At 54.6% G+C, this 23,401-nt stretch carries 22 protein-coding genes and 1 pseudogene; 8 read left to right on the top strand and 15 right to left on the bottom strand.

All coding sequences use genetic code 11. From position 1 onward, the window contains the following. The 5 genes from tnpA to ACODSK_RS21225 form a co-directional block, all read right to left on the bottom strand. Positions 1–300: an IS66-like element accessory protein TnpA gene (gene tnpA / locus ACODSK_RS21245; protein WP_489018915.1), complete on the bottom strand. Its 300-nt coding sequence runs from the start codon at positions 298–300 to the stop codon at positions 1–3. A 203-nt stretch (positions 301–503) separates the two neighbouring features. Continuing rightward, a complete protein-coding gene (locus ACODSK_RS21240; RefSeq protein WP_489018914.1) occupies positions 504–1,628 on the bottom strand; it encodes a hypothetical protein in 1,125 nt (374 codons plus the stop codon). A 397-nt stretch (positions 1,629–2,025) separates the two neighbouring features. After that, on the bottom strand, positions 2,026–2,829 hold the full coding sequence (locus ACODSK_RS21235) for a hypothetical protein (protein ID WP_489018912.1): 804 nt from the start codon (positions 2,827–2,829) through the stop codon (positions 2,026–2,028). A 144-nt stretch (positions 2,830–2,973) separates the two neighbouring features. Then, complete coding sequence (locus ACODSK_RS21230; protein ID WP_489018954.1) at positions 2,974–4,725, bottom strand: UvrD-helicase domain-containing protein; 1,752 nt, start codon at positions 4,723–4,725, stop codon at positions 2,974–2,976. 41 nt (positions 4,726–4,766) lie between these two features. Beyond that, the gene (locus ACODSK_RS21225; RefSeq protein WP_489018911.1) at positions 4,767–6,674 is read right to left on the bottom strand and encodes an ATP-dependent nuclease; all 1,908 of its coding nucleotides are present in this window, start codon (positions 6,672–6,674) and stop codon (positions 4,767–4,769) included. Between the two features lie 324 nt (positions 6,675–6,998). Here ACODSK_RS21225 and ACODSK_RS21220 point away from each other — a divergent pair, with 324 nt between their 5' ends. The 4 genes from ACODSK_RS21220 (at position 6,999) to ACODSK_RS21205 (ending at position 9,458) form a co-directional block, all read left to right on the top strand. Then, positions 6,999–7,496, top strand: coding sequence for a toll/interleukin-1 receptor domain-containing protein (locus tag ACODSK_RS21220; protein ID WP_489018909.1), 498 nt, complete (start codon positions 6,999–7,001; stop codon positions 7,494–7,496). A gap of 145 nt (positions 7,497–7,641) precedes the next feature. Continuing rightward, on the top strand, positions 7,642–8,085 hold the full coding sequence (locus tag ACODSK_RS21215; protein WP_489018907.1) for a TIR domain-containing protein: 444 nt from the start codon (positions 7,642–7,644) through the stop codon (positions 8,083–8,085). A 51-nt stretch (positions 8,086–8,136) separates the two neighbouring features. Further along, positions 8,137–8,964 (top strand): hypothetical protein, encoded by an 828-nt coding sequence (locus ACODSK_RS21210; RefSeq protein WP_489018905.1) that lies wholly within the window; start codon positions 8,137–8,139, stop codon positions 8,962–8,964. Between the two features lie 308 nt (positions 8,965–9,272). Next, the gene (locus ACODSK_RS21205; RefSeq protein ID WP_489018904.1) at positions 9,273–9,458 is read left to right on the top strand and encodes a hypothetical protein; all 186 of its coding nucleotides are present in this window, start codon (positions 9,273–9,275) and stop codon (positions 9,456–9,458) included. A gap of 54 nt (positions 9,459–9,512) precedes the next feature. Here the strand turns inward: ACODSK_RS21205 and ACODSK_RS21200 are convergent, their stop codons facing one another. Next, positions 9,513–10,502, bottom strand: coding sequence for a DNA-binding protein (locus tag ACODSK_RS21200; protein ID WP_489018902.1), 990 nt, complete (start codon positions 10,500–10,502; stop codon positions 9,513–9,515). Positions 10,503–10,681: 179 nt separating this feature from the next. Here ACODSK_RS21200 and ACODSK_RS21195 point away from each other — a divergent pair, with 179 nt between their 5' ends. After that, complete coding sequence (locus ACODSK_RS21195) at positions 10,682–11,644, top strand: tyrosine-type recombinase/integrase (protein ID WP_489018900.1); 963 nt, start codon at positions 10,682–10,684, stop codon at positions 11,642–11,644. Here ACODSK_RS21195 and ACODSK_RS21190 read toward each other — a convergent pair. Next, on the bottom strand, positions 11,598–11,843 hold the full coding sequence (locus ACODSK_RS21190) for a hypothetical protein (protein WP_489018898.1): 246 nt from the start codon (positions 11,841–11,843) through the stop codon (positions 11,598–11,600). The genes ACODSK_RS21195 and ACODSK_RS21190 overlap by 47 nt on opposite strands. 243 nt (positions 11,844–12,086) lie before the next feature. On the opposite strand from ACODSK_RS21190, the gene ACODSK_RS21185 reads away from it, so the two are divergent. Continuing rightward, entirely contained in the window at positions 12,087–12,482 is a 396-nt protein-coding gene (locus ACODSK_RS21185; protein WP_489018897.1) for a helix-turn-helix domain-containing protein, read from the top strand. Between the two features lie 48 nt (positions 12,483–12,530). Here ACODSK_RS21185 and ACODSK_RS21180 read toward each other — a convergent pair whose 3' ends face one another. Further along, positions 12,531–13,631: a hypothetical protein gene (locus ACODSK_RS21180; protein WP_489018895.1), complete on the bottom strand. Its 1,101-nt coding sequence runs from the start codon at positions 13,629–13,631 to the stop codon at positions 12,531–12,533. 476 nt (positions 13,632–14,107) lie between these two features. On the opposite strand from ACODSK_RS21180, the gene ACODSK_RS21175 reads away from it, so the two are divergent. Further along, entirely contained in the window at positions 14,108–15,403 is a 1,296-nt protein-coding gene (locus ACODSK_RS21175) for an NAD(P)/FAD-dependent oxidoreductase (protein ID WP_489018952.1), read from the top strand. 36 nt (positions 15,404–15,439) lie between these two features. Here the strand turns inward: ACODSK_RS21175 and ACODSK_RS21170 are convergent, their stop codons facing one another. From ACODSK_RS21170 to ACODSK_RS21155, 4 genes and pseudogenes are all read right to left on the bottom strand, one after another. After that, a complete protein-coding gene (locus ACODSK_RS21170; protein ID WP_489018893.1) occupies positions 15,440–16,327 on the bottom strand; it encodes a LysR family transcriptional regulator in 888 nt (295 codons plus the stop codon). 289 nt (positions 16,328–16,616) lie between these two features. Next, positions 16,617–17,228, bottom strand: a complete 612-nt coding sequence (locus tag ACODSK_RS21165) for a toll/interleukin-1 receptor domain-containing protein (protein WP_489018891.1) — start codon at positions 17,226–17,228, stop codon at positions 16,617–16,619. A 177-nt stretch (positions 17,229–17,405) separates the two neighbouring features. Further along, positions 17,406–18,281: a hypothetical protein gene (locus tag ACODSK_RS21160; RefSeq protein WP_489018890.1), complete on the bottom strand. Its 876-nt coding sequence runs from the start codon at positions 18,279–18,281 to the stop codon at positions 17,406–17,408. A gap of 231 nt (positions 18,282–18,512) precedes the next feature. After that, positions 18,513–18,602, bottom strand: a pseudogene (locus ACODSK_RS21155) (zinc-binding dehydrogenase); the annotation flags it as partial. 271 nt (positions 18,603–18,873) lie between these two features. Between ACODSK_RS21155 and ACODSK_RS21150 the strand changes: the two are divergent. Then, a complete protein-coding gene (locus ACODSK_RS21150) occupies positions 18,874–19,791 on the top strand; it encodes a LysR family transcriptional regulator (protein WP_489018888.1) in 918 nt (305 codons plus the stop codon). A 42-nt stretch (positions 19,792–19,833) separates the two neighbouring features. On the opposite strand, the gene ACODSK_RS21145 is transcribed toward ACODSK_RS21150, so the two are convergent. The 3 genes from ACODSK_RS21145 to ACODSK_RS21135 all read right to left on the bottom strand — a co-directional run. Then, positions 19,834–20,526 carry an ImmA/IrrE family metallo-endopeptidase gene (locus ACODSK_RS21145; RefSeq protein WP_489018886.1) on the bottom strand — a complete coding sequence of 231 codons (693 nt, stop codon included), beginning with the start codon at positions 20,524–20,526 and terminating at the stop codon, positions 19,834–19,836. 139 nt (positions 20,527–20,665) lie between these two features. Then, on the bottom strand, positions 20,666–20,875 hold the full coding sequence (locus ACODSK_RS21140; RefSeq protein WP_489018885.1) for a hypothetical protein: 210 nt from the start codon (positions 20,873–20,875) through the stop codon (positions 20,666–20,668). Positions 20,876–21,014: 139 nt separating this feature from the next. After that, positions 21,015–23,401, bottom strand: a 2,387-nt coding sequence (locus tag ACODSK_RS21135) for a UvrD-helicase domain-containing protein (RefSeq protein WP_489018884.1), incomplete at its 5' end; no start/stop codon positions are given.

Here is a 23,401-nt window from a genome sequence, read left to right as displayed (position 1 = left end):
TTACAGCATGCAGCCCTCAGGATCCGAGGTTGGCCATTTCACCGTGATCACTTGCCCGGCCATGGGCAGCTCGATGATCACTGACGCTTCGACTGGCCATTTAGGTGCGGCTTTTAGAGGAACAAACGCCGGTAGTGAGGTTGCTGCGGACTGGTCTCGGTAGAGCGGCAGCCATTTGCGAATGACGTTGGCATTGATGCCGTGGCTGATGGCGACACTGGACACGGTTGCGCCAGGTTGCAGGCATTCCTGAACGACCTGGGCCTTGAACGGTTTGGGATAAGAGCTTCGTTGGCGCATGAAAATCCTGGCGATAAGGGTGATCGCGTCCGCTTAAAAATACGCGGACACCATCGCCCTTAAAGCTGGAGTTAGGAAGGTGAGTTCGCCGGACGCTTACCTCCGGCAACTATCCTAACCAAGCGCGGGGCATGGTCGGTCGCCTGAGGGCATCCCATATGGGCGCTCTTTTTAGAAGAGTACAGCGGCGCCCTGGGTTTCGCTCAGTCAAGTGAGGTGGTGGCGTTTTTGCCTAATGGGTCGAGTACATCGACGTGCTCCCTCGCCCACTCTACCCACGCCTTCACATGACGCCCCTCCTCCTCGCTGACCTCGCCAATGCCAGCTGCTACGGCATCAATGAACCTTCTCAGGCGTACCGCTTGCTCCCACTTCTCCATGTTCTCCACTAAACGCAGCTGCAGCGCTCGCTGGTGCTCTGCTTTCATGATTGCTTGGCGTCGAATGGCTTCTTCACTCTCACGCTGACGGCGCCACTCCTCCATGCTCGCCCGATACGCTCTCATCCGCTCTATTACTTTGGCGAGACCTGTGCAGAACTGATGAAGTTTGTCTTCCAGGTGGCCCGTCTTACTGTCTGCCCAGCTCCTCTGTGATCCTACGTCTGGCTTTTCTTGAGCAATCAGCGTCAATTCGCCAGTCGAGCTATAGGCGTAGATTTCCCGTTGCCCCAACCACATCACCGGCTCACGCATCCGGCGCCGCCTGGGCCGGGGCTCTGGGGGTGGCGGAGGTCTCACTGCTTTTGCAATACGCTCTCGCAGGGTCACGTAAACCATCTCCCCGTCGAACGTTACCGTGGTTCGGTTGTGATCATCCACCGCCCAACTGCATCCGCGTATTGAGCTGTCTTTTATCAAGGCGTCCAGAAGCAATGCAGCGCGATCGACCATGTCACGCGAAATACGGGTATACAACACCCGCTCGCGCCGTAGCTCCACCCGTCCTTCAACATCCTTCGCAGCCCTGACAGCCTGGAGCCATTTACGCACCAGCGGGTGGGGGTCTATTAACTTGTCCGGCACACTGAGTTTCTCTAGCTTGGGAGTGCTGGGCGGTTTGGGCGGTTTGGGCGCTGGAGGTAGCATCGTCCTGTCCAATACGCGAAACGTAATCAGCTCGGTAGAGTTCGGCGGAGCGGGCTTGCTGGGGCGGTTCTCGGCGGGCTTGGCCCAATGTCCACGAGCCGGCAGTGAAATGCCAGCCTTCCTGCATGCCTTACTCAGCGCGACATCTGAAACACCAATCTCCCGCGCCAACCTCAGAACCGGTGTAGACCAGGCTCGATCGAATAGCTCGCAAGCCGTAAAACTCACGTTCTTATACATGCGGTCTCCTTGAGCGACCTGACGAGAAGGAGAATTTCTAAGCTTGACTCGCACCAAGGTACATTCGTACCTGGCTCCTATGTCGGCTATCGGATCGGTAATCACCAAGCACATCATCAGGAGCTGGTGTACTACTTCACGCCCTTCTCCGAAACCTTCAGTAAAGTGCGCTCTCACGGCTACCACGCACGCTATGACGTCACCTGCGCAGTTCAAGGATTCGCGCAGCAGTAGGTTGGGGAAGGACGCTGTTGACTGAGCGTCCAGGCATTCCCCCTACATGACTGTGCTTTTCACGAAGATGGGAGAGGTGGGGCCGCTTCACGTCTGCCTGCTCGGCCCCTGGAACAACCACCACGTCGCATCGTGGTGATCAATCACTACGGGAGTAAGGTGCTTAATCCCTCAATGGGAAGAAACCATATCGACCGTTGTTCCGATTTTTCGTGAAATGCTGGTAATTGAGCATCGGGATCACAGACGGATCCGGCTCTTTATTCTCGAAGATGATGATCTGAGAGTCCCTAAAGCTATCTGCAATGTCTCGATAGAATCCATAAATCAAGTCGCCGGTGATGGCATCGGCCTCATCCTCAGGCTGGTCGTCCCCTTCCTTGTAGGTAGTCAGCGGCGAGTCCACCACGACGAAACCAGGATGGCGTCCTGAAAGCTTTAGCAGGTTCATCAAACCCAGCACGAATGCGGAGAAGGCGACGGCACGATAGCCCTTCCCGAAATTACCACGAGCGCTGCCACCGATAGTGATGTCTCTAGCCTTGAAATCGAAATCGACCGGGAGGTAGCCAGGGAAACCCCAGCGCTCCAAGATAGACTGAATTTCTGCCACCAACGGTGTCACAGCCTCTTCAAAGCTTTCTGCCGTGTATCCTGATTGCTCTTCGAGCAGTAAAGTCCCTAGCCGTTTCAGTTCGTCGCTGAGCTTGGCTTTATCAGCGACTCGTTGATCCATGGTGGATAGGTCGAACCTGATACTCGATGAGAGCTCTTTGAGGTCGCTGACTGCCTGCACTGACTCCTCAAGCTCTGCGGCGATCTGCTTCTCCAGCACTCCAATGGCTGCCTTGATCGCCAGCGCACTGGAGGTATTTTTCTCGATGGCGGCTGATAAGGCGCCTTGGGCTTCCCCAAGCTCTTTCTCCTCGTCCCAAACGACCTCGCGCTGCTGCTCACCGTCCGCCATGGTCTTCTCTCCGTGTTAGTTTCTGAAAGGGTCTTGCCCATCGGCGTGAGCCCTTTGCTGCGTTGCACTAGAGTACATTTGTACTCCTTTCGAAATATGGCCGCCCCAGCGAATTGTCTTCCTCATGAGCGGCAGCAGATTAGGCTACGTGAGATCAAATCCTAGCTGTGTCAGTACTGCTCGCTCCTTGGGTTTTAGTTTTTTCACAGCCCAGAACAATCTGTGCTGTGGCCGTGAACTGGCAACGTAGGCGAACCGCGCGGCCTCCGTACTGCGATCGCGCAACCAGTCACGCCAATGCGAGAGATGAACGCCTGGCTGCTGCGATGAAACGAGAACCGTGACATCGTGAGTTTCGCCTTTCACCTGGTGGATGGTCTCGTAACGTAGGCTATCCGGCCGGTACTCCTGGCGGTCGTGACTCAGAAGGCGAACTGAGACCTGGTTTTGTCCCTCTCCGGCCCGGGCACTTATATTCAGCTCACGTAGGCCTTCCAGATCCTCACGAATCTCTGCGGGTACGAATGCCTGATCAGGTAGCTGGCGCAGCGCAAGCTTGGCATTCCGTGCCCAGGCAGACCACGTCATGTTCGGGTCTGCAGCTCCATTGGCGGCCATGAACTTGAGGCTTTCGTAGATGAACTGCCGCCACGCCAGCTTGGACTCCATTGCGACCGGGCAATAAGGCCCTGCACGGCTTACCTGCATCTCCAGTTTGCCAGTAAGCCATTTGGCGAACGACCGAAGGCTCTCCTTAATGTCCTTGAGTGAGCCGGTGCTGGCGCTAATGAACGCGACTGCGAGTACCTCTATACCTTCGAATGCATCACCACTGCGTAAACGCTGGAGGGTGGTATGTCCCCGGGCAACCAGCACGACCCTCTGGTACTGCCGGGTCAGATCGCGAATGATGGGCAGCAGCTCCGACGGGCATTGCTGGTATTCGAGAATTTGCGGGACTACTGAGGCTATCTTGGGGTTGCCTTTGATTTGACCGATCCCAAGTAGGTTGCTGCACAAGTCAACGATCGCCTGCCCGCTTCGCCAATTCGCCGTCAATTCGTACGATTTGAAATCGAGCCTGTCCATCAGCTTCTCGACCCTTTCCGGGTTTGACCTTCGAAAGCCATAAATCGACTGGTTGAGATCCCCGACAAAATGAAATTTGACCCCTCGATCGTGGAGCTTTTCGACGATCCTGAGCTGCTCTTCTGAGAGATCCTGGCATTCATCCACTATCACCAACGGGAATCGGCGGGCCAGCCGGGTGAAGTAGGCGTCGTACTTCGCCTCCCTCAGTGCCATGAGGGCGAGCATGTCGATATCACCGTAGGTTGCGAAGCCTGCCTCCCAAAGCTTTCTCTTGGTATCAATGAGGTCTTGCCGGGTGGCCTTGTCGATGATGGAGCCGTTGAGCTGCTGATCCAGCGACCGCTCACCGGTTGAGAAGACAAACTGAGCTGAATCCAGGTCGTAGTTATACCGACACGCTGGGATTCGTCGACCGCATATGGGGTTGCGCGTAGGGATAATCTTCGCTGACTTTTCAAGAATACGGATCCGGTAATCCCCATCCTTCCCTTTGTAGCCCGTCAGGTCGTGTGCGATCTTCCCCACGAGCCGAGTGAACACAAAGCTGTCAAAAGTAGAAATGCTATGCGGGTAGCCAATGGGCTCGCGTAGGTGCTTGTGTACCCTGCCCTTGAGTTCATCCGTTGCACTGTTCGAAAAGGTCAGCACTGCGATGCCTGCGGGGAAGAGAGACCATTCGCCCACGACTTTTGACACCATGGCAGCAACCACCTCTGTCTTGCCGCTACCAGGGCACGCTTTCAGGTACACGTGTCGATCTAGAGGGGCGTCAAGGTAATTCAGTTGCTCGCGCGTAAAATCCAACTCATCAGCAGCCGCGGACTTTCCCCCATCATCGATCACAGTCATTGCTCTGCCCTTTCCTGCAGGCCGCAAGCCCAGAGGACAGCCTGGCGAATGTAATCCGGCACTACGAACTCGCCTTCGAGGGTTTCAAGCTTGTCGGCAAAAGCTTGCGCGTAAACACCCTTGCCGATTTGATCAGTGTCAATCCGCTCCAGTAGAGCGTGCGCATACGACGCCTTCGCTTCTGGCTTCATCGATTCGAAATCAAGCTCGGCGTCCCTGTTGAGCTTCTTGACCAATGGGCCGTGCTCTGCCGGCCATAGGTTGGCTGCAACGGGCAGCATCGATTGGAGGTTGTTACCCTCCAGGGCAATGTCGTACTCAAACGTTTTGTATTTGCCGGCAAACAGACGAGCGAATTCGGACTCGTTGATGACGGTTTGGAGCCCTAGCGCAGGATTCTCACCGAGCTGGTAGTCATCGGCATGAGGCTGGTAGGGCACATCCTTCTTCCCGCCTTTGCCATCATCAATGGACAGAATGGATTTGGGCGGATCATTGTCTGTCAGACCGGCGCATCTGATGGGCACGTTTTCGCCAGGCTGCTCACCGGTGACGTCACAGAAGAGCTGCATGAAATGCTTGAAATAGATGCCGCCGAGGTTGATCACGGAGACACCGTAATCATCCAGCGAGTCCCTGCCCTCGCCATATTGGCGCAGAACGAAGCGTGCGAGCTCTGGCACGACAATCGCCTCGGCAATGCCCTCAACCAGAATCGCGCCTTTGGAGAACAGCAGATTCGACTTGGTTGCATCCAGCCACCGATCGACAAAGCGCCGACTGGGATCGGGCAGGCCACAGCCCTGCAGCGACACTGCCCGAGGTCTGCCTTCGTTGGAAATGTGGAGTATGTGATTGACGGAGACGGCAGCCGAAAGCACGGTCGAATGGGTGGTGATGATGACCTGGATACCCCGTCTCTCTGCGACTGTTTTGAGATGTCGAAGCAGACGAAGTTGGAGCTGCGGATGCAAATGTGCCTCTGGCTCCTCGATCAATAGCAGCCGCAGGAAGGTTTTTTCGCCCTGCCCCTCGTCCTCTTCGAGGATCAGCTCTGCCAGAATCGACGCGATGTACAGGAGGTTGTTGTAGCCGAGGCTGTTTTCCTCAAGCGAGCGGAACTGTGCAGGATCCACCTGATTGAGATCCGGAAAGTAGAGCAGCCGCAAGCCTTCCACGATCCGCGAGAAGCTCACCTCCGAGAACTGTATTACCGTGCCTTGGGAGAGGTGCAGGCCAAGGGCAGCCTTCAGGCTTTCCCCGATGCGCTGGTTAGCAAGTTTGATGGCAAATTCGTCGCTCTCCGCGAGCTCGCGGTTGAACTCCCCTACTCTTTTTTCCAAGGGGTGAGGTTCATGTGATTTGCGGGCTGCCTCCAAATCCCTGCGACACAGGGCTTTGAGCAGGCGAGCTAGCCGGGACTGTCGCCCCTCTCTCAGTTTGGTTTCGGCGTCACGCAGCGGCGGCAGGTAGATGCAGTGTATGAGGTCGAGCGTCTCGGCCTGCAATGGGTTGGTGTACTCGTGGCCACCGTACGAGTAATGCTTAAATCGCCCCCTGGACTCCTGATTCCGAGCCTCGAACGTCAGCTTTGCCTCATCGTGGTGTCCACACCAATCCTCGAACGCTACCGCATCATTCGCGTCCAGATCGCCAAAAGTGGCCTGGATGTGGATCTGCTCCGCTCCAACGGCGCCGGCGTCAAAGCCGCGATGAAAGTCACGCTCGCTGATCATTCGCTTGCCAGACTCGGAGTCGTTGAACAGCTGCCGCACAGCGCTGATCACACCTGTCTTCCCTGCGCCGTTTTCACCGACGAGGACGTTCAACCCGTCGTTGAACTCGATGGTGAACGCCTCACCGAAACATTTAAAACCGCTGACGTCTAGCCTACGGAGGTACATGTGAGTCCTTTCAAAGTGGGAGGTCGTATGGTGGTAGATTGCTGAATTGACACAGATATACGGGAGGCAATCTAGCCTAAGTTCGCCTCTTCGGGGAATGCATCAGAGACCCGCCATGCCAACCGCTAGCAAGGCTCTAATACTTTGGTCGCAGGCCGATTATCACCGCTAATGATTGTCTGGGCGCCAGGCCGCTAAGCGCGTGGCTTTCCTTTACGCGCATTTACAAATCACAACCTACCCAAGGGTTGACCCACCCACTGCACATGCTTGAGGCAACCTCAGAAAGATGGCATTTTGCCCATCAACTGCAAGGAAAGCCTTATGCCGATTCGCCAGTCAGATTTGCGCAACACAAGCTTTAGTCGCTCTGCCCAGGCCTACTCCATCCGTCGTCCTGGGCAACCTACTGCCTTCCTGAGTCACAGCCATCAGGACGCACAGCTTGCCTTGGGACTACAGGAAATGCTCAAGAAGGCGGGATGGGACGTTTACATCGATTGGCAGGACAACACGATGCCTGCGATCCCGGACGGTGAAACTGCGTTCAACATCAAGGTTGCAATCGTTCAGGCTGACTGGTTTCTCTTCCTCGCGACTCAGAACTCCATGGCGTCGAGATGGTGCCCTTGGGAAATCGGTTTCGCTGACGGGAAAAAAGCTCATGAACGCATCGCCATCATTCCTACCTCGGACAACCAGGGCCACTTTCATGGCAACGAATATCTGAGCCTTTACAACAAAATTGACTTCGACAAATACGGCTCTGGCCTCGCCCTCTTTGACACCAAGGGTAATGGCACGTGGGTACGGAACCTCTAGCTCAATGTTCGAAGGCGCAAGAGGAAAGGTGAAAGTGGTCAATTCCGAGACGAAGTACGAACACGGTAAGAAAATCACCCCTGCTGCAGGAGCTGGGCGCGATGTCACCCCGAGCCTGCTGCCTCTCATCTAAGGACGATAAACCATGGCAAGAAAGGTATTTTTCAGCTTCCAGTACGAGGATGTGCACCGTGCGATGAATGTGCGTAACAGCAACGTCATTGCCTCAGATCAGAAGGCTGGCTTCATCGACAAGGCTGATTTCGAGGAGGTCGAACAAAAGGGCGAGGCCGCCGTCAAGAAATGGATTGACGATCAGCTTCACGGCACGAGCGTTACTGTCGTTCTCGTTGGGGCAACCACAAACGAGAGCAAGTATGTGAAGTACGAGATCGATCAGAGCATTGCGCGTGGCAATGGCATCCTGACCATCGACATCAGCAAGATCGCCGACCTCAAGGGCAACACGACAGCATGCTGTGGGCTTCGCGTTCCGGGAGCTCCGCACTACCAGTGGAACAACCATGATGGCCGGACAAATCTAGGCAAGTGGGTTGAGGAAGCTGCGAAAGCGGCTGGCAAGGTGTAACACCGGCGAGGCGCCGAATGGCGCCTCTGTTTTCAGAATAGGGATTCTCTGATGTACCTAGGTTTCGAAATAGAACGTTACCAGCCCACCAATCATTTCTTTGAGTACCGTATCGACAGCTACATAGATGAAGCCAAAAATCGCATCGACAATCTCGCGCAGTTCATGATCGGCTCATACAACGAACGCGTCGTCCTTGATGCTGAAGCGTTGTCGGAGAAGATCTTTCCGGTGGGGGATTACGACGTATTCCTCTCCCACTCTCATGCTGATCAGCGCAACGCTATTGATTTGGCATTGGCGTTAGGTAAACGCGGCTTGAAGGTCTTTGTCGACTCCACGGTGTGGGGGTTCTTTGGCGACCTGGTCTCCAAGATCATCGCCCAGACCCGGCCAATGGTAGGCGAATCGAGAGATGGCCACATTCACCGGATTCATGCCGATGTCCACATGATGCTGGCAGGCGCCCTTCATCGTACGATCGCACGAGCAGAAACCTTTATATTTGTGCGGTCGGAAAAGTCCATCCCCTTGGTCTTCAATGACAAAGCGAGAACATTTTCACCTTGGCTTTACTCAGAGCTGCAGTTCAGCTTCCAGGTAGAGCATGTCACACCCAAGCGGATTTTGGAGCGGGATAGCGGCGTATTACTGGACAGTACGAAAGGCTTCGAAAGCTACGGGCTAGAGAGCGTGCAGCATATCACTGCTTTCAGAGCGTTCAACGATCACCTCCCTCAAATTGCCGGCGATCTGCTACGTGATTGGCTTGTCAACCAACCGACAGGTACCCCAGGAAGCGTGACACTGGACAACCTCTACAGTCGCTTCAATGTGCCTCGACACTATTACCGTAAGCGTGAATCACTGCAGATGTAGCAACTGGGGGGAGTCGTTGTCCACTGATCGACCTACTCGCACGTGGGGCTGATGCCTGTGCTGGTGGGTCGAGCTTCATTGCCCCGCTACTCCAAAGCGCAGCCATAATGCCTGCCTGAACTAGAGAATTGCTGTCGCTTGACTGCGAAGGCGGTTAGCGGATCAGATCGCAAGCCTCTGCTCCTCATGAAGTCTATCCTGGTTCACCTCCCCGGCGGTTTTGGTGATTAACCAAGGGGGAATCTGTCTTTCGTAGCTGGCCGAAATGTATTCAGCTATCCGCACCTGCCCCGATGGATCTGCCAACCATGAAGTCATTCATAGATCGAAACCCTAAGGAAAAAGCCGTGGAGGACGCATTCGCGGTCTTGGCGCGCAACGGCTATGAAAGCGAGCGTCCGGATCCAGCAGACAAGGTGTTCGTGGTCGCCGAGCAATTGAAGCGCCAGCAGGATCAAGTCAAGGCTTCACCCTCCGCGCCTGAATCATCTTGAGGTTGATCGCGGCGGGTGGCTACGACAAATTCTTCGGCACCATTCCCGTGATCGTTATTCGCTAGGCGTGTCTGGTCGCTGACTGCGGCAAATCTCCAGGGCCTTATTTGCAGCAGACAATTCCTCGCCAAGTGCCGCGGCTTTGGCTCGTAGCTCGGTGAGCTCGGTCGACAGCATTTCGTTGCTGCTTCTCACGACCGTGAACTGCTCTTGGAGCATTTCCTTTGCACCCTCAGCCCTGGCTGTAGCCATATTCGCCAGCCCCAGATCCCCTTCTAGCTGCTTGATCGCATCCTGGCTTTGCAGCGCCAGCTTGCTCTGCTGGCGCGCCTCGCCAAGAAGACGCTCATTGTCACGATTGAGCCGAGTGAGCTCGTCTTGGCGAACCATCAGGGCCTGCTGGAGTTGCAGGGTCTCCTGCTGCATCTGCTGCAGCTGTGTTTCATGACGGCGCTGATCCTGTTCACGCTGCTCCTTGATCGCAGACCGGTAATGCTCCATGGCATCACGGGCATGTGCGTGCTTTTCCTCCAGTGACTGTACCTGCTCATCTTTCTCTTGTATCCGCAGCTCCAGGTCGGCGCAGCTTTGGCTGATGCGAGCGTTTCGTGTGATCTCCGCCTGGACTGAAGACTGGGACGTTCTCAACTCTTCAGCCTGGGCCGTCAATGCAACGTCTCGACTAGCTACGACCTGCTTGCTTTTCTTGAGCTCAGCTTCCAATTCGCTTACGCGCTGATCTTTGGCAGCGATGCTTTGCTGATGCGCCAGTCTCTCCTGCATCAGGGCTACGTTGCCCTCCTCCAGCACACGTTTAAGTAGCTGACCGACCATCGCGGTTAGCTCGTCACTTAGGCGATCTGGATGAGCCTGGGGGCGCACATCTGCGGACTCCAGCTCCTGCATGTACCGCGAAATGGTGGTTTTTGACCCCGTATTTCCGAGCTCGACGCGCACCGCATCGATGCTGGGATTGACGCCGCGGGCAAGCAGCGCAGCGCGTGCCTTCTGCACCAAAGCCTTGTTAATGCCCCCGCGAGCCATGTTCTCTCCCACTATTTCGTAATGTGTTACATAACACGTTCATACATGACATCTTAGCTCATTTTATGATCAAAAAAAATACAAGAAGCAAGAGTAAATAATGGAGAGTTATGTGTTCTTATGGCTGAAAATGTTTCAGAATTGTGCTCAAAGCACCTACAGACGGCAGGAAAACGGTGATGGACAAGGCCGAGCGGTATCTCACGGCAGGCACGCGCGAAAACACGCGCAAGAGCTACCGGGCTGCGGTTGAGCATTTCGAAGTGACTTGGGGTGGATACCTTCCGGCGACTGCCGAGGGAATCGTCCGCTACCTTGCGGAGTATGCTGAGACGCTGTCGCTCAGTACGCTGCGTCAGCGTTTGGCTGCGCTAGCTCAGTGGCATGTAAGCCAAGGTTTTCCAGATCCAACAAAAGCACCCCACGTTCGCCAGATGCTCAAGGGCATCCGCGTTGTGCACCCCACCAGGCAGAAGCAGGCTGCCCCTCTTCAGCTTCGCCATCTTGAGAAGGCGGTCAACTGGCTGAATAGCAAAGCAGCAGACGCAATAGAGTCGGGGGATTATCGTGCACTTATGAGATACCGGCGCGACGCAGCCTTGCTACTCATCGGTTTTTGGCGCGGCTTTCGAAGCGATGAACTGGCTCGCCTTCAGGTCGAAGATACTCAAGCAGAGGCCGGCATAGGCATCACCTTCTATCTGCCCTACACCAAGGCTGATCGCGATCATCAAGGCAGTACTTTTCATACCCCTGCTCTGAAAAAGCTGTGTCCAGTGGAGGCGTATATCAACTGGATAACCGTAGCCGGAATGACCAGAGGCCCCGTCTTTCGAAAGCTAGATCGGTGGGGCAACCTTTCCGAGACAGGGTTTAAATCAACCAGTCTCATTCCGTTGCTAAGGCGTATTTTAGAAGAGGCTGGCATACCTGCTCAGTCCTACAGTAGTCATTCGATGCGGCGAGGATTTGCGACATGGGCGTCCGCGAACGGCTGGGATATCAAGGGCCTCATGAGCTATGTCGGCTGGAAAGATATGAAATCTGCGCTGAGGTATGTCGATGCTAGCAACTCCTTCGGTGGCTTAGCTGCGTTTAGCCCAGGCCGGATCGATCATGATGATTCGGAGAGCTCATCTTAATGAGCTTTGCCTCCGCTGCTCGTAGCTCAGCTGTGACGCCAGACCACATCACCACTAGGGTCGATATCTTTTCACGGCTTGCCTGCAGCTCATCCCCTAGTTCCGCAAGCTCGCTTTCGACCAGGTCGCAACGTTGCTCAAGAAGCTCTTCGCGGCTGAAAAATGGTTCGATCGGTGTGTCGCTGCCTTGGTTGTGCATGCGCTATGACTCCTAAATGTGATAGGAGTACAAATGTTCTCCTGGAAGAATAAAGGCGAGCACTGTATATTTCAACAGTGCTCGCACACCACTGAGCGTGTTTGATCGACCGTGCTGGTATTGGTGAAAATCGACTCCGCTGGAGTGGCTGTTAAGGGGGCGCAGGCATCAAATGCTGGAATCCGGGCAACAAGGAAGATCCAGAATCATGCGTGATGATCATCTCGATGCGAGGAACGTCTCATGGCGCTGAAGTCGTCATTTGCTGTCGTGCTGCGTGCGCTGCGCAGCAAGCGGAATATCACCCAACGTGAATTCGCAGATACAACGAGCAGGACATATCTGTCGAAGCTAGAGAGCGGAAAATCCAGCATCACCCTGGACAAGCTTGAGCAACTGAGCGAACGGCTTGATCTCTCCCCACTGGCTTTGCTCGCTTTGACGATTAGTGAGGAGACCGGTGAGCCAGCGGCAGCTTTACTCGACAAATTAGGGGTCGAGCTGCGCGAGCTGGCCCGTGATGGAGGCGTGCCTGGCCTTAAGGCATTGATACCCGCTGCCGAGGTAACCAAATCGCCAACCAGGATGCAGCACCGACTTTCCAGGCCGACTGCCTGGCAAACAGAGCTTCCCTTCTAGGCTAATACCTTGAAGATACCAGGCCACTTTTGTTGACGCTCACACAGATCAGCTTGGCTGATTCTGAGTGATCAGGTCTACCCCGTTATCCAACAGCTCCCGTAGATAGCTTTCTCTGTGTTGTTTAGCCTGGCTCGCGAAGTGAATGACCGCCGCCGCTACTGCAGCCGCCAAGCGTCGTGCTTCAACACGCTTGAGCGTTGAGATTTTTTCCATACTCTCGCGTCCATGGATGAAGGCGCTCCGCAAATCGAACAGCTCGGTATACAGGCCGGCAGCTGAAGCATCATCCAGAATCGATGCCACTCGTGCACCCACTCGCCTGGTCGCCCACCATCCTGGATGGTGAAGACTCCGGGCTTTACGATCGTGATCAGCATGAAGCCCCAGAGCAGCTTCAATCGTCGCCATATGAGCCATGAACTCATCAATGCCGTCGGATAGGAATGCTCTCACCAAAAAATGCATGATCGGTGGTTTCAATAGATCGGATCTGAGGGCGGTTTGGAAGCTGTTCCATCGCGCCTGACAAAACTGAGACACCTCGCGCTCCGCAGCAGCTGTCAGTGGGAACTCGATAGGGCGCTCTGTTTCCACACACTCACCATATTCATTAGTGTAGATATGCGGCTGCCATGCAAGGGTATGTGCGCCAGGAGGCGGCGCTGGAGGGACGAACAAGTCATCGTTCCGGGTGTAAATCCAAGGTACTCGGAAGCCACGCCAATCTACCTCGTTCATAGTTGACCATCGCTCCCAGGGAGCTAGCAGTAGGAAAAACAAAGCTGTCTCAACCGCTTGGGGAAAGCGGCCTTCGTGGGGGTCAATAGCGCCCTTGTCCCTATCCATGAGCCCGAAAAAATCTGGTAATGCTCGCCTCCCGGCGCTTTCCGCGACAGCCCGACTTTCCTTGACCACAAGCCAGTGAAATTGCGACAGCCGCGCAGCATCGAGCGAGCGGTCTGGATAGTGCCTGGCGAGCCTGGGCAGATCGAAAAGCGCTTCGAGATCCGCTTCACTGAATCGCTCAAGCTTGATCGGGCCGAATTCAAGGGATGGCAAGTCCTCTGCGTAATCAAGCGGACAGATGTGCGTGTAGCCCGCGTGCGTCTGCCTGAAGGCTTTATCGATTGCTTTTGCAGCTACCACTACATCGCCAATGGTTCCCTGGCCCCCCTTGAGTCTGTAAGCACGGGGCGCCAAGAGATCTCAATGCATGATTGAGTGCGAAAGTACGCCCAAGATTACGATCTCCTCCCTCGTACAGATCAGCGCAAACCTGCTCAAGCCGCTTGAATTCAGGTTCTGCAAAAACTCCATTCTGAGAGCTGCGCATGCTCCACAGATCACACATGGCTTGAAAAAGCCTGTCATCAACCTCTGGCATTTCAGTCCTCCATTGACTTCGCGCTACATGTTATCACTCACCTCCCCAACGGATTCGAGCTAGGGCAAGCCAGCCAGGTCATGCGAGCGCCAACGCGCTCACGGCCTTGGTAGACCCTGGTCTTGGCGCGTTGCTGAAATTAGCTTCGCATTTAGCGAAGCCTCCCTTTTTAAATGCTCAATTTCTCACTGCTTCTTATACGGGCATGCTTAACCACAAACATTAAGTGGCAGCGGAAATAAATCATCACATTGTTATCGTAGGGGGCGGCGCCGGCGGCTTGGAATTGGCAACACGACTCGGCAAGCAGCTGGGGCGTACAGGACGGGCACAAATCACGCTCGTAGATGCCAACCTCACCCACATCTGGAAGCCGCTGTTCCACGAGGTTGCGGCAGGCTCACTAAATACAGGGCTCGATGAGCTCAACTACGTGGCGCAGGCACGTTGGAACCATTTCAGTTTCCAGTATGGCCGTATGTCAGCCATCGACCGCAACGCCAAAATGATTACTCTCGAAAGGACGCTTGATGCCAGTGGCAAGGAGATCAGCCCTGAGCGTACGATCACTTACGACACGCTGGTACTTTCCGTCGGTAGCCAAAGCAATGACTTCGGCACCCCTGGGGTCTATGAGCACTGTGCGTTCCTAGACAGTCGCGGCCAAGCTGAGAAACTGCATCAGACACTGCTGAACCATCACCTAAATGCCCACGCCACCAACAGCGATACGCCGTTGAGCCTCGCAGTGGTAGGAGCAGGTGCGACAGGTGTTGAGTTATGCGCTGAGCTTCAGCATGCAGCACGCCTCCTGCAAGGCTATGGTGTCCGAAAAAATTCTTGCGGCACCTTGAAGATTTACCTCGTTGAAGCCAGTGAGCGCATTCTGCCGACCCTACCTGAGCGTATTAGTCAGGCGGTTCACAGAGAACTGGTTAAGCTGGGCATCGAAGTGTTGGTGAGAACAGCTGTTCAGGAAGTGACGGAGAGCGAAGTCGTCCTCTCCGACAATGAGCGTGTGCAGGTCAACCTGACAATCTGGGCGGCTGGCATCAAGGCGCCCGCCTTCCTGGCACAACTGGATGGCTTGGCTACCAATCGCATAAACCAACTGGAAGTGCACCCTACCCTACAATCCGTTTCAGATGTGAGTGTCTTTGCCATCGGCGATTGTGCGGCGTGCCCTATCGAAGGTAGTGAAGGCAAGCGAGTGCCACCCCGAGCACAAGCCGCACATCAACAAGCCAAGCTTCTGGCCCAGAACCTGGAACGACAGCTTACCGGGAAGCCTCTGGAATCCTTCAGGTACAGAGACTACGGCACACTCGTTTCTCTGGCCTCATTCAGTGCAGTCGGCACATTGATGGGTAACCTCTCGGGAGCAACGTTCGTAGAAGGCTTGCTGGCGCGTATGTTCTACATGTCCCTGTATCGCATGCACCAAGCTGCTCTTCTTGGGAAGCGACGAGTGATGTTCCGGATGCTGGGTGATCTGCTGTCAGGGCGCTCAAGGCCACGACTGCGTTTGCACTGAATGCGACTACGCCACAGCCCCCTGATCGGGGGCTTTTCAGTGCTGCAGGAGATGATCGACCATTTGCCTCGCGATGACTGATAAAGCATCTCGACTACGGACGCAAAGCCTGAGTTCGCGCCGTGCCCAGGACTCATCAAATACGACTTTGCTCAATTGCATCTGCGGTAACTGGTGCTGGATTGCGTGGTGCGGAAGAATTCCGATGCCCATTCCGGCGTGAATCATTCTACAGATGGCTTCAAAGCTGCGTAGTTGCACCCGGATGCGCAAGGATCGATCCAGATCGATCGCAGAGTTTTGCAAGCGTGCGTGCAGAGCAGTGTCTTGCTGAAAGCAGATGTGCTCAAAGTCAAGCGTGTCCTCAAACCTGACACGGGCTCGACTAGCCAGCGGATGGTCTGAGCGAGTAACCAAGACCAAACGATCCTGCCGGTAGCTGAACACCTGAAGCTCCTCGGCAACGACATGGCCGGCGTATACACCTATGTCTGCGGCCCCTTCTCGTACGCTCCGCACGATCTCAGCACTGGGGCGCTCCTCCAAGTCTATCTTTACCTCAGGGAACGCTTCTTTGAAGCGTGTGAGACTTTCCGGTAAATACTCAATGGTGGCAGAGGCATTCGCCTGGATGCGGACATGTCCTTTGATGCCACTGCTGAATTCGCTCAAGTCAGCGTGCATCTGCTCAACGTTAGAAATCAATATGCGGGCGTGATGCAGCAGAGACTGACCCGCGGGCGTCAGTGTGACGCCCTTGGGCTGTCGGTACAGCAAAGCGGTACCGAATCCGTTTTCCATGTCACTGATCCGCTTGCTGACGGCGGCCAGCGAAAGATGCGTTCGCTCTGCCGCCCGAGTGAGGCTCGATTCTTCTGCCACTGCTACAAAGAGTCGCAAGCTGTAGAAGTCAGTGCGCCGCATTTAACGCTTTACTCCGCCCTTCATGCATCAGAGGGCCTGTGTAACGCACAGTACCGATCATCTCGAATAGTGCTGAGCGATGGTGCATGGCCGCTTCGGCACCTGCAACTACGATCTCCAGCGCCCCAACGTCGCCGTGGTCAAAATCACCTTTCAGCTCTGCAGTCAAGTAGTCCACGGAGTGTTGTGCTAAGGCTACGGATAGCGTCAGGCATGCCCCGGATGCTCGTAGGTTGATTACACAGGTACCAGGCTGAAGAAGCGTGGCAAGCCCATAAGTACCGACGAGTCAGAAGAAAATCCTTGGCCCTCCAATGGGGAAATCAGGCAAGTCAACGGTGTATGGGGATCCGACGTTTACAGGTGAACCGTAAGGCCTGCGAAATGCGCGACCCTGGGCGGGACTGGTGTTGCTCTGAATGACCATTTCTTTTGTCACAACCGGATAGAGTCCCAGGTATTCCTGGCCTTCAAAGGGGGAATCCGACTCGTCCATCACTGGCAGAACAGCCACACCGCCATTCTTGTACCCATCAAAGTATCCCAGCTCCCATGGCATCCACTTGGATTTGGGAGCGTTCTCAGTGGCTAGGTAGAGAAGGTTTTCTGACTGCCGCATGCGAGCGCGCAGGACTTGCGCGGTTTCGGCCGTAACGTGATTGCGCTCCATATCCTGGTCATCGATCCAGTCCACGTAGACCTTTTTGCCTTCCTTCTCCAACAAAACCTTGATCCCCAGGACAAGCTCCGCATCTACCATGGCGTGAGAGAGGAAGATGTCGAATTGTTCTTTGACCTTGTAATTCTTCTTTGCACCTTTAATGGCATCAATAGCATTACGGCTAACCCCTATGGCTTGCCGACCTATCTTGCGCGCTTCTGCTTGGGTGAAATACGACATTTCGATCTCCGTACGGTATCCTGCTAAGCACTCTTAGAGCCTCATGCTCAATCGCTGGCGTGAGGCTGGAATTGTACATTTTCGGGAAGCTGAGAGCTCAACAGTTATCACAAACGACGATGGATTGGGTGTTTGAGTCCAGGGTTGAGCCCAAGGCCCTGAATCAGGTGCGCTATGTTAGTACGTGCTAACCTCGCTCCGCCCTGTCCTGCGTTTCAGGTCTGTGAACCGGTCTTCGAGTGATAGGCTCTCATACAAAGAATCCAACGCCACTTCGGCGCGGGTAAGCGTTTCACTCCGCTTCTGCCAAATACCGTACCACTCTTGCATGTCCTCACCACTGACCTTCGGCAGATGGCGATTAAACGCTTTAAATGCAAGCAGTGCATCTGACTTTACTGAAGCGGTTGATTTGATGAGGCTTCGAGTACTATCGTAAGATTCAAAGGCGGGGGTCAAACGCCTCTTCGGTGTTTCGTTTCCCACGTGCGAGCTAAACTGAAGTTCCGAATAAATCCACGGTGAAAACGTGCGATCAAACTCCTGATAGTCTTCAAGAGGAATTGACTTGGTCGTATTAAGGAAGACGAACAGCTCAGACCGGTGAATCATTTTATGGAGAGCACCAGTCAACATCATGTGAACCCCAGCGGCCAAATCTATAGCGTTACGATAGTTATAAATTGTGCGATCGCGCTCACGCGTGGGGTCAGCGTAGATTTCGCTCAGGTCATGAAGGAGATCATGAAAGTACCCCCAGACACAAGAATCAACAAAGACACGCAGCCCTCTTGCTTCTAACGAAACAGCCAACTCGATCGCCTTGTCCTCATCCGCATGTGAGTGAGACAGGAAAACATCGGCATCTTGATCGGGAAAAATGTGTTCAGCGATTTTTTGTGCGTCGATGACTTCTTTGTTCTCAAATACGCCAATTAAGTAGTTAGACAGCTTATTGTACCGCCCCTTCCCTTGCTCTCGGAACGCTTTAAGCTGATCCCTATCAGGTCGTGACAGGTGGGAATACTGGTTTAACTCAAAACCTACGTACATCGAATTGTCCTTAATCGAGTTCATCGCGCCAACTGCGGCGCTGCATCATGGTGCGCTATGGCTATGTCTCTGGCCGTTAGCCCCGCCCTGGAGGGGATTGCGGATTATACTGAAACTCACCCCTTAGGTGGCACTTCGCCATCCATCTGATCGATCAAAATTCAGAGGGTGTGGTGCCAACCCAAAAAAGGAAGCAAGCCCGAGGCTGCTTCCTTTTTTGATCAACCGTGGTTACTGACCTACGGAGATGACAACCTTGCCAAACGCGCCTTTCGAGAGATGCTCATACGCTTCGCGCGCCTGCTCAAACGTGTAAGCGTGAGCACATCGCTCGGGTTGATCGGCGCAGCGAGTACTTCAACAAGAACCTCACCTGCCATGAGCTCAGGAAGCTCAAAAGGAACGGCTTTAATTACGTCCTCGGGGACAGGGCCACGCTGGGCATATTGGGCTTGCAGTTTTGCTTGCATCAACATTTCTCCTCAAGCGGATAGAAGGCTCAAGGCTAAGCAACCATCGCAGGTCGTGAAATGCGTATAATTCAGCAAATTGTTTTGTCGAAAAGAAAACAGTAGAGACTGAGAGCCTGGCGATGGACAAATTGAGAGCCCTGAAATACTTCGTCAAGGTTGCAGATACGCTTAGCTTCACCGAGGCTGCCAAAGCCTACGACGTCCCCGCCTCATCGATATCCCGTCGAATCTCCGAGCTCGAAACGTCCATCGGAACGGTACTCCTTCACCGAACAACTCGCACCGTCAGCCTAACTGAGGCAGGCAAGACGTACCTGGCGCAGGTTCGTTTGGGACTGACGCAACTGGCCGCCGCTGATGAGCTCATAGGGGATCAGGGGAGCAAACCTAGCGGTACGCTTCGTATCAGCTGCATGCCAGGCTATGGCCGAGTGAAGCTGATGCCTGTGCTCCAGGATTTCAGCGAGCGCTATCCAGGGATCTTGCTCGACGTTCATCTTAGTGACGAACTGGAGGATCTCGGCGGCGACCAATTTGACATCGTGATTCGCGGTGGCGCTCAGCCAGAGAGTCGAGTGATTTCGCGTCAGCTAGATCCTAATCGCTTCATCCTTGCCGCCTCCCCTGCCTACCTGGCAGCACACGGTACACCCAACACGTTTGAAGACTTGGCCAATCATTTCGCACTGCTGTACCGCGGCCCGAGCAGCCTACTCAAATGGGTTGGGTTCAATGGTGAGGACTGGATCAGCCCTGCGGTTACGCCGGCGTTCATCAGCAATGACGGGGCGTCACTCTTGGCCATGGCCTGTCGGCACCGGGGCATGGTGCTGCTCCCTGAGTGGAGCTTGCATGATTACCTACAGAGTGAGGAGTTGGTCGCTGTAGATCTAGACCAGCCGATTTCCGTCACGCGCAGCGATCAAATCGGAATTTTCATGCTGTACCTGCAATCGCGCTACCAGATCCCTAAAACCCGGCTCGCTGTGGATTACATCTACGAACGCCTGGCGCAGGCAGACCAGGCTCCAGCCTGATGTCCGCGCCGATGATCGCTGAGTTTTATCCGCTGCCAGTCATCATGGCCAGCGGATCAGATCGAGCTCTTTGATCCGCAGCGCCATCGCTGAATCCGAAACCCCGAACTGCTGAGATAGAGACAGTATGCGGTTGCCGTTGAACCGCTGGCATCTTGCCAGGGCAAGTTCGCGATCTAGTGAGTCCCGAGATGCGTAGATCAAGTGATGCATCTGGCTTGGATCGACATGGAAGGCAGTGGTGTCATTAAACTGGAATTGCCCAGAGCAGAGGAATTGCCGGTTGAAGGCCTCCGTTACCAGCTTGCCCGGCATCACAAAGCAAGCCGCAAAATGGTCAGCTTCGCGCTCTTCTGCGCTTCGAGGTTGGGACAGGGGGCTGCCATCCAGAGCGCGGTCGCGATGCATAACCTCCCCCTTATGCATGATCAGATGCCCGATTTCGTGAGCCCCGGTGAACAGCTGAACGTGCTCCGGAAACTCCCTTGAGATAGCAATACGGTTTGCCTGGCGGTCAATCAGGCCTGCGATCCGCGGCCCAACCCCGCGCTGGATGAACATGGGGTCGCCAAGATTGGGCAGCTCGTGATACTCGAAGCCATAGATGAGAGCTGCCATCCGAGGATCTCTGGCCTGCAGGGCCGAAATCTCCTGATCAGGCCAGAGGTGAAACCTATCCCTCCAGATAGTCCTCAGCAGATCATTTGCTTCGCGTTCGATGAGCTGTCGATTCATACATGGCACCATATGCAGTGTATAATTCTGACTCTAGACCCTATATGTTGTGCCTGCAAATTGAAAAGGTGCCAGCGTGTCACGCTATTGAAGCCGACGCAGTTGATCCATCTCATCAAGGTCTCCCCTGCCCTGGTCATCACTGCAGCGTGGGAGACTGCACCCCCATTTCCCTGAGCTGGTAATCCGAGACCGCCTGGAAAAGTCGTTCGGCCTCTACTCGGAGCGCCTCAACTTCCACTGCGGGGAGACCCTCAGCCATGGCCTCGTGGTAACGCCGTAAGGCGTCAACGGCCTGTTGGGACAGCGGTAGGCTGTCTTCATAGATTTTCACGAAATCTCGCTTCATCCGTAACCTCCAACTTTTCTCGCTTTAAGGCTCGAACTCAGCAAACCAGGAAGATCCGACTCGCTGATTCAAGCTAGGCCATAATCCGAGCTTCGCCGAATACGCCGTTTCGTTGTTCGACAGCCAGATGCTGTAAAGACTATGGCCTACGACTGAACCCAGCTTTCTTGAAAGCCTTGGCCTTCGGTATCTTCGGCTTATGTTTGCACCGAGGATAGCCTGAGCAAGATTTGAAATCGCCGAATTTGCCAGTACGCAGGAGCATTACGCCATGGTCACAGACCGGACAACGCTCCTCCTGAATCGGCTCACCCTTGATATCCGTAACGGTCACCACTCCATCCTTCACCAACTCAGTCAGGAACGGCGAGTTTCTAGCTGACACTGTGAACATTGCGACCGACCTGCGTGCGCGAGTCATAGCAACGTAAAAAAGCCGCCTCTCTTCGCCGTGGAGGTAGGTGTCACCTTCAGGCATGACTAGCCCAAATACTGGGTCATCGCCCTTCAGGCTCGGGAATCCGCCAACCATCATCCCAGGAAGCAGAACATAATCAGCCTGGTCGCCTTTGGATGTATGGATGGTTTTGAACCTGATTTCCAGCCTGCTGCCGTAACGCTGCTGCCATCCCTCGGGCACGTACTGCGCATCGGATCTGTACCGTCCTAATACGAATACAGAGATCAATCTGTCGGTAGCTCCTGGTAGATCTCCGGTCGAAAGCCGTTGGTAGAGGTCATCAAGAGACTGTCGTATGCCATTCCGAACCTGATCCCTACCCCTTAGCTGAAATGCCTGAAAAACGGGGCCGACCGACTCCGTTACCGAGATCACCGTTTTCTGCAATTGAGCCGGGTTTTTAGCTACAAACTGGCTTGAGGCATCACAGATGGCTTGAGGGCATCGGTAGGTTTTCTCAAGTCGGAAGACCTCCCCATGGCCATACCAATCGACGAACCCTGTCATGACACTCACATCGGCGCCGGCGAATCGGTTGATGGACTGCCAGTCATCACCTACCGCAAACAGATGATTGTGAGGCTTCTGCACTAATGCCCGACAAAGCCGCGCACGAGCACGAGACGCATCCTGGTACTCATCTGCCATGACCAAGCGGTATGGCGACTGGTAACCTCGTTCAAGGCAATCTGCAGCCAGGTTGATCATGTCCTCGAAATCAATCCCGCGATCTTGTTTCAGGGCTGCATCCCAACCCTCAATCACAGGGACTGCGAGCTCCAGGAACATTTTGTATCGGTATTTGAAGACACTCAGAGGGAGAGCGTCGTAACGTTCGTACAATTTTTCCGCAGTGAGGCTATTGCTCTTGTAGTGGGAGATGAACGATCGGAGCACCTTCACCAGATCAATATGCTCAAGGGGTACCAGACCAAAATCCGGGATTGGGCGATCAGGATTAGGGTCAAGCACAACACCTCGCGAAGTCAGCTCATGCGAAAGATGCGCGAATATCTGACCTGTTCTCAATTGATGTGAAGTCGACTCGATCAACTGAGTGCCAAACTCGGCATGGGTTTTCCGTTTCCAGGCAGCTCCTTCCGCATAGTTGGCGAAATGTGCAGGTGCTTCGCCGTCAGCGTCGAACGCAAAATGCTCGTGGTAGAGGTTCAGCTGCGGGTAGTAGAAGTCAGGTACATACTGCCTGTGATCGGCGGTTGCGGTATCGTGCTCGTAAGGCCGCTCATAAGCGTACTGGACACCGTTGTAGAACAACCAGTTGGCAATCAGTCGTTCTTCTTGGCTAGCCACGTGCTCGCCATTGAGTGTTACCAGTCGTGCCTCTCCGTCTCTGTCGAAAGCCTCTGCCACATCCCTCAGAGGCGCCGTCGAGTGATCTCGGCCGAAGACCAAACGGAACAGATCCCACTTGGTACGAAACTCATTCGAGCTGTCTTTGAGCGCGTCGACGATTTCACCCAGCTTTTCCAGTCCAAGCTCTGTTTTGGTGGCCCACTTGGGTACGCTAGGTTTCTTGCCTGTCGCTGCGCCGATGATTTTCAACCCTAGCGAGTGAAACGTCATGGCGTTGATCGTGACGCCAACCATGCCGAGACGTGCTAGCGATTGTGCTCCCCTCTCTTCAAGCTCTTGAGCTGCATCCTTGTTAAAAGCCAGCATGATGATTTCAGACGGAGCCACGAAGCCGCGGTGAACCGCATAAATCGCCTTGGCAACCATCGTAGAAGTTTTACCAGAACCGGCAGAGGCAATCAGTTGAACCCTGTTGTCAAAGCAAACCACGGCCCTGGCTTGCTCATCGTTCAGCTCACGGGATTCGACGTGAGCAAGAAGATCTGAACAAGCATCCAATTCACGAATCATGTGTTCCTGGTTACGAGCCTTCCACAGCTGGCGCCAGTCTTGACCCCACTGACGCAAACGAGCTTGCACACGTGGTTTGTTGTCGCCCATCGCAGCTTGGATGACCGGGGATTCAAAAAGCTCATTGGTAAGCGAACGGGCATTACAGGTTGCGTAACGGCAGCCAGTTATGCGGCAACAAC

It is taken from the genome of Pseudomonas sp. FG98 (assembly GCF_057808595.1).
This window is presented reverse-complemented; position numbering and strand designations above follow the sequence as displayed.

Excerpts from the sequence above, each read along its gene's own strand:
- ACODSK_RS21190 (WP_489018898.1), bottom strand. The coding sequence starts at position 11,843 with ATGCACAACCAAGGCAGCGACACACCGATCGAACCATTTTTCAGCCGC.
- ACODSK_RS21185 (WP_489018897.1), top strand. The coding sequence starts at position 12,087 with ATGGCGCTGAAGTCGTCATTTGCTGTCGTGCTGCGTGCGCTGCGCAGC.
- ACODSK_RS21145 (WP_489018886.1), bottom strand. The coding sequence starts at position 20,526 with ATGAATCGACAGCTCATCGAACGCGAAGCAAATGATCTGCTGAGGACT.
- ACODSK_RS21160 (WP_489018890.1), bottom strand. The coding sequence starts at position 18,281 with ATGTACGTAGGTTTTGAGTTAAACCAGTATTCCCACCTGTCACGACCT.
- ACODSK_RS21235 (WP_489018912.1), bottom strand. The coding sequence starts at position 2,829 with ATGGCGGACGGTGAGCAGCAGCGCGAGGTCGTTTGGGACGAGGAGAAA.
- ACODSK_RS21195 (WP_489018900.1), top strand. The coding sequence starts at position 10,682 with ATGGACAAGGCCGAGCGGTATCTCACGGCAGGCACGCGCGAAAACACG.
- ACODSK_RS21215 (WP_489018907.1), top strand. The coding sequence starts at position 7,642 with ATGGCAAGAAAGGTATTTTTCAGCTTCCAGTACGAGGATGTGCACCGT.
- ACODSK_RS21200 (WP_489018902.1), bottom strand. The coding sequence starts at position 10,502 with ATGGCTCGCGGGGGCATTAACAAGGCTTTGGTGCAGAAGGCACGCGCT.
- ACODSK_RS21210 (WP_489018905.1), top strand. The coding sequence starts at position 8,137 with ATGTACCTAGGTTTCGAAATAGAACGTTACCAGCCCACCAATCATTTC.
- ACODSK_RS21165 (WP_489018891.1), bottom strand. The coding sequence starts at position 17,228 with ATGTCGTATTTCACCCAAGCAGAAGCGCGCAAGATAGGTCGGCAAGCC.
- ACODSK_RS21220 (WP_489018909.1), top strand. The coding sequence starts at position 6,999 with ATGCCGATTCGCCAGTCAGATTTGCGCAACACAAGCTTTAGTCGCTCT.
- ACODSK_RS21150 (WP_489018888.1), top strand. The coding sequence starts at position 18,874 with ATGGACAAATTGAGAGCCCTGAAATACTTCGTCAAGGTTGCAGATACG.
- tnpA (WP_489018915.1), bottom strand. The coding sequence starts at position 300 with ATGCGCCAACGAAGCTCTTATCCCAAACCGTTCAAGGCCCAGGTCGTT.
- ACODSK_RS21205 (WP_489018904.1), top strand. The coding sequence starts at position 9,273 with ATGAAGTCATTCATAGATCGAAACCCTAAGGAAAAAGCCGTGGAGGAC.
- ACODSK_RS21140 (WP_489018885.1), bottom strand. The coding sequence starts at position 20,875 with ATGAAGCGAGATTTCGTGAAAATCTATGAAGACAGCCTACCGCTGTCC.
- ACODSK_RS21225 (WP_489018911.1), bottom strand. The coding sequence starts at position 6,674 with ATGTACCTCCGTAGGCTAGACGTCAGCGGTTTTAAATGTTTCGGTGAG.
- ACODSK_RS21170 (WP_489018893.1), bottom strand. The coding sequence starts at position 16,327 with ATGCGGCGCACTGACTTCTACAGCTTGCGACTCTTTGTAGCAGTGGCA.
- ACODSK_RS21240 (WP_489018914.1), bottom strand. The coding sequence starts at position 1,628 with ATGTATAAGAACGTGAGTTTTACGGCTTGCGAGCTATTCGATCGAGCC.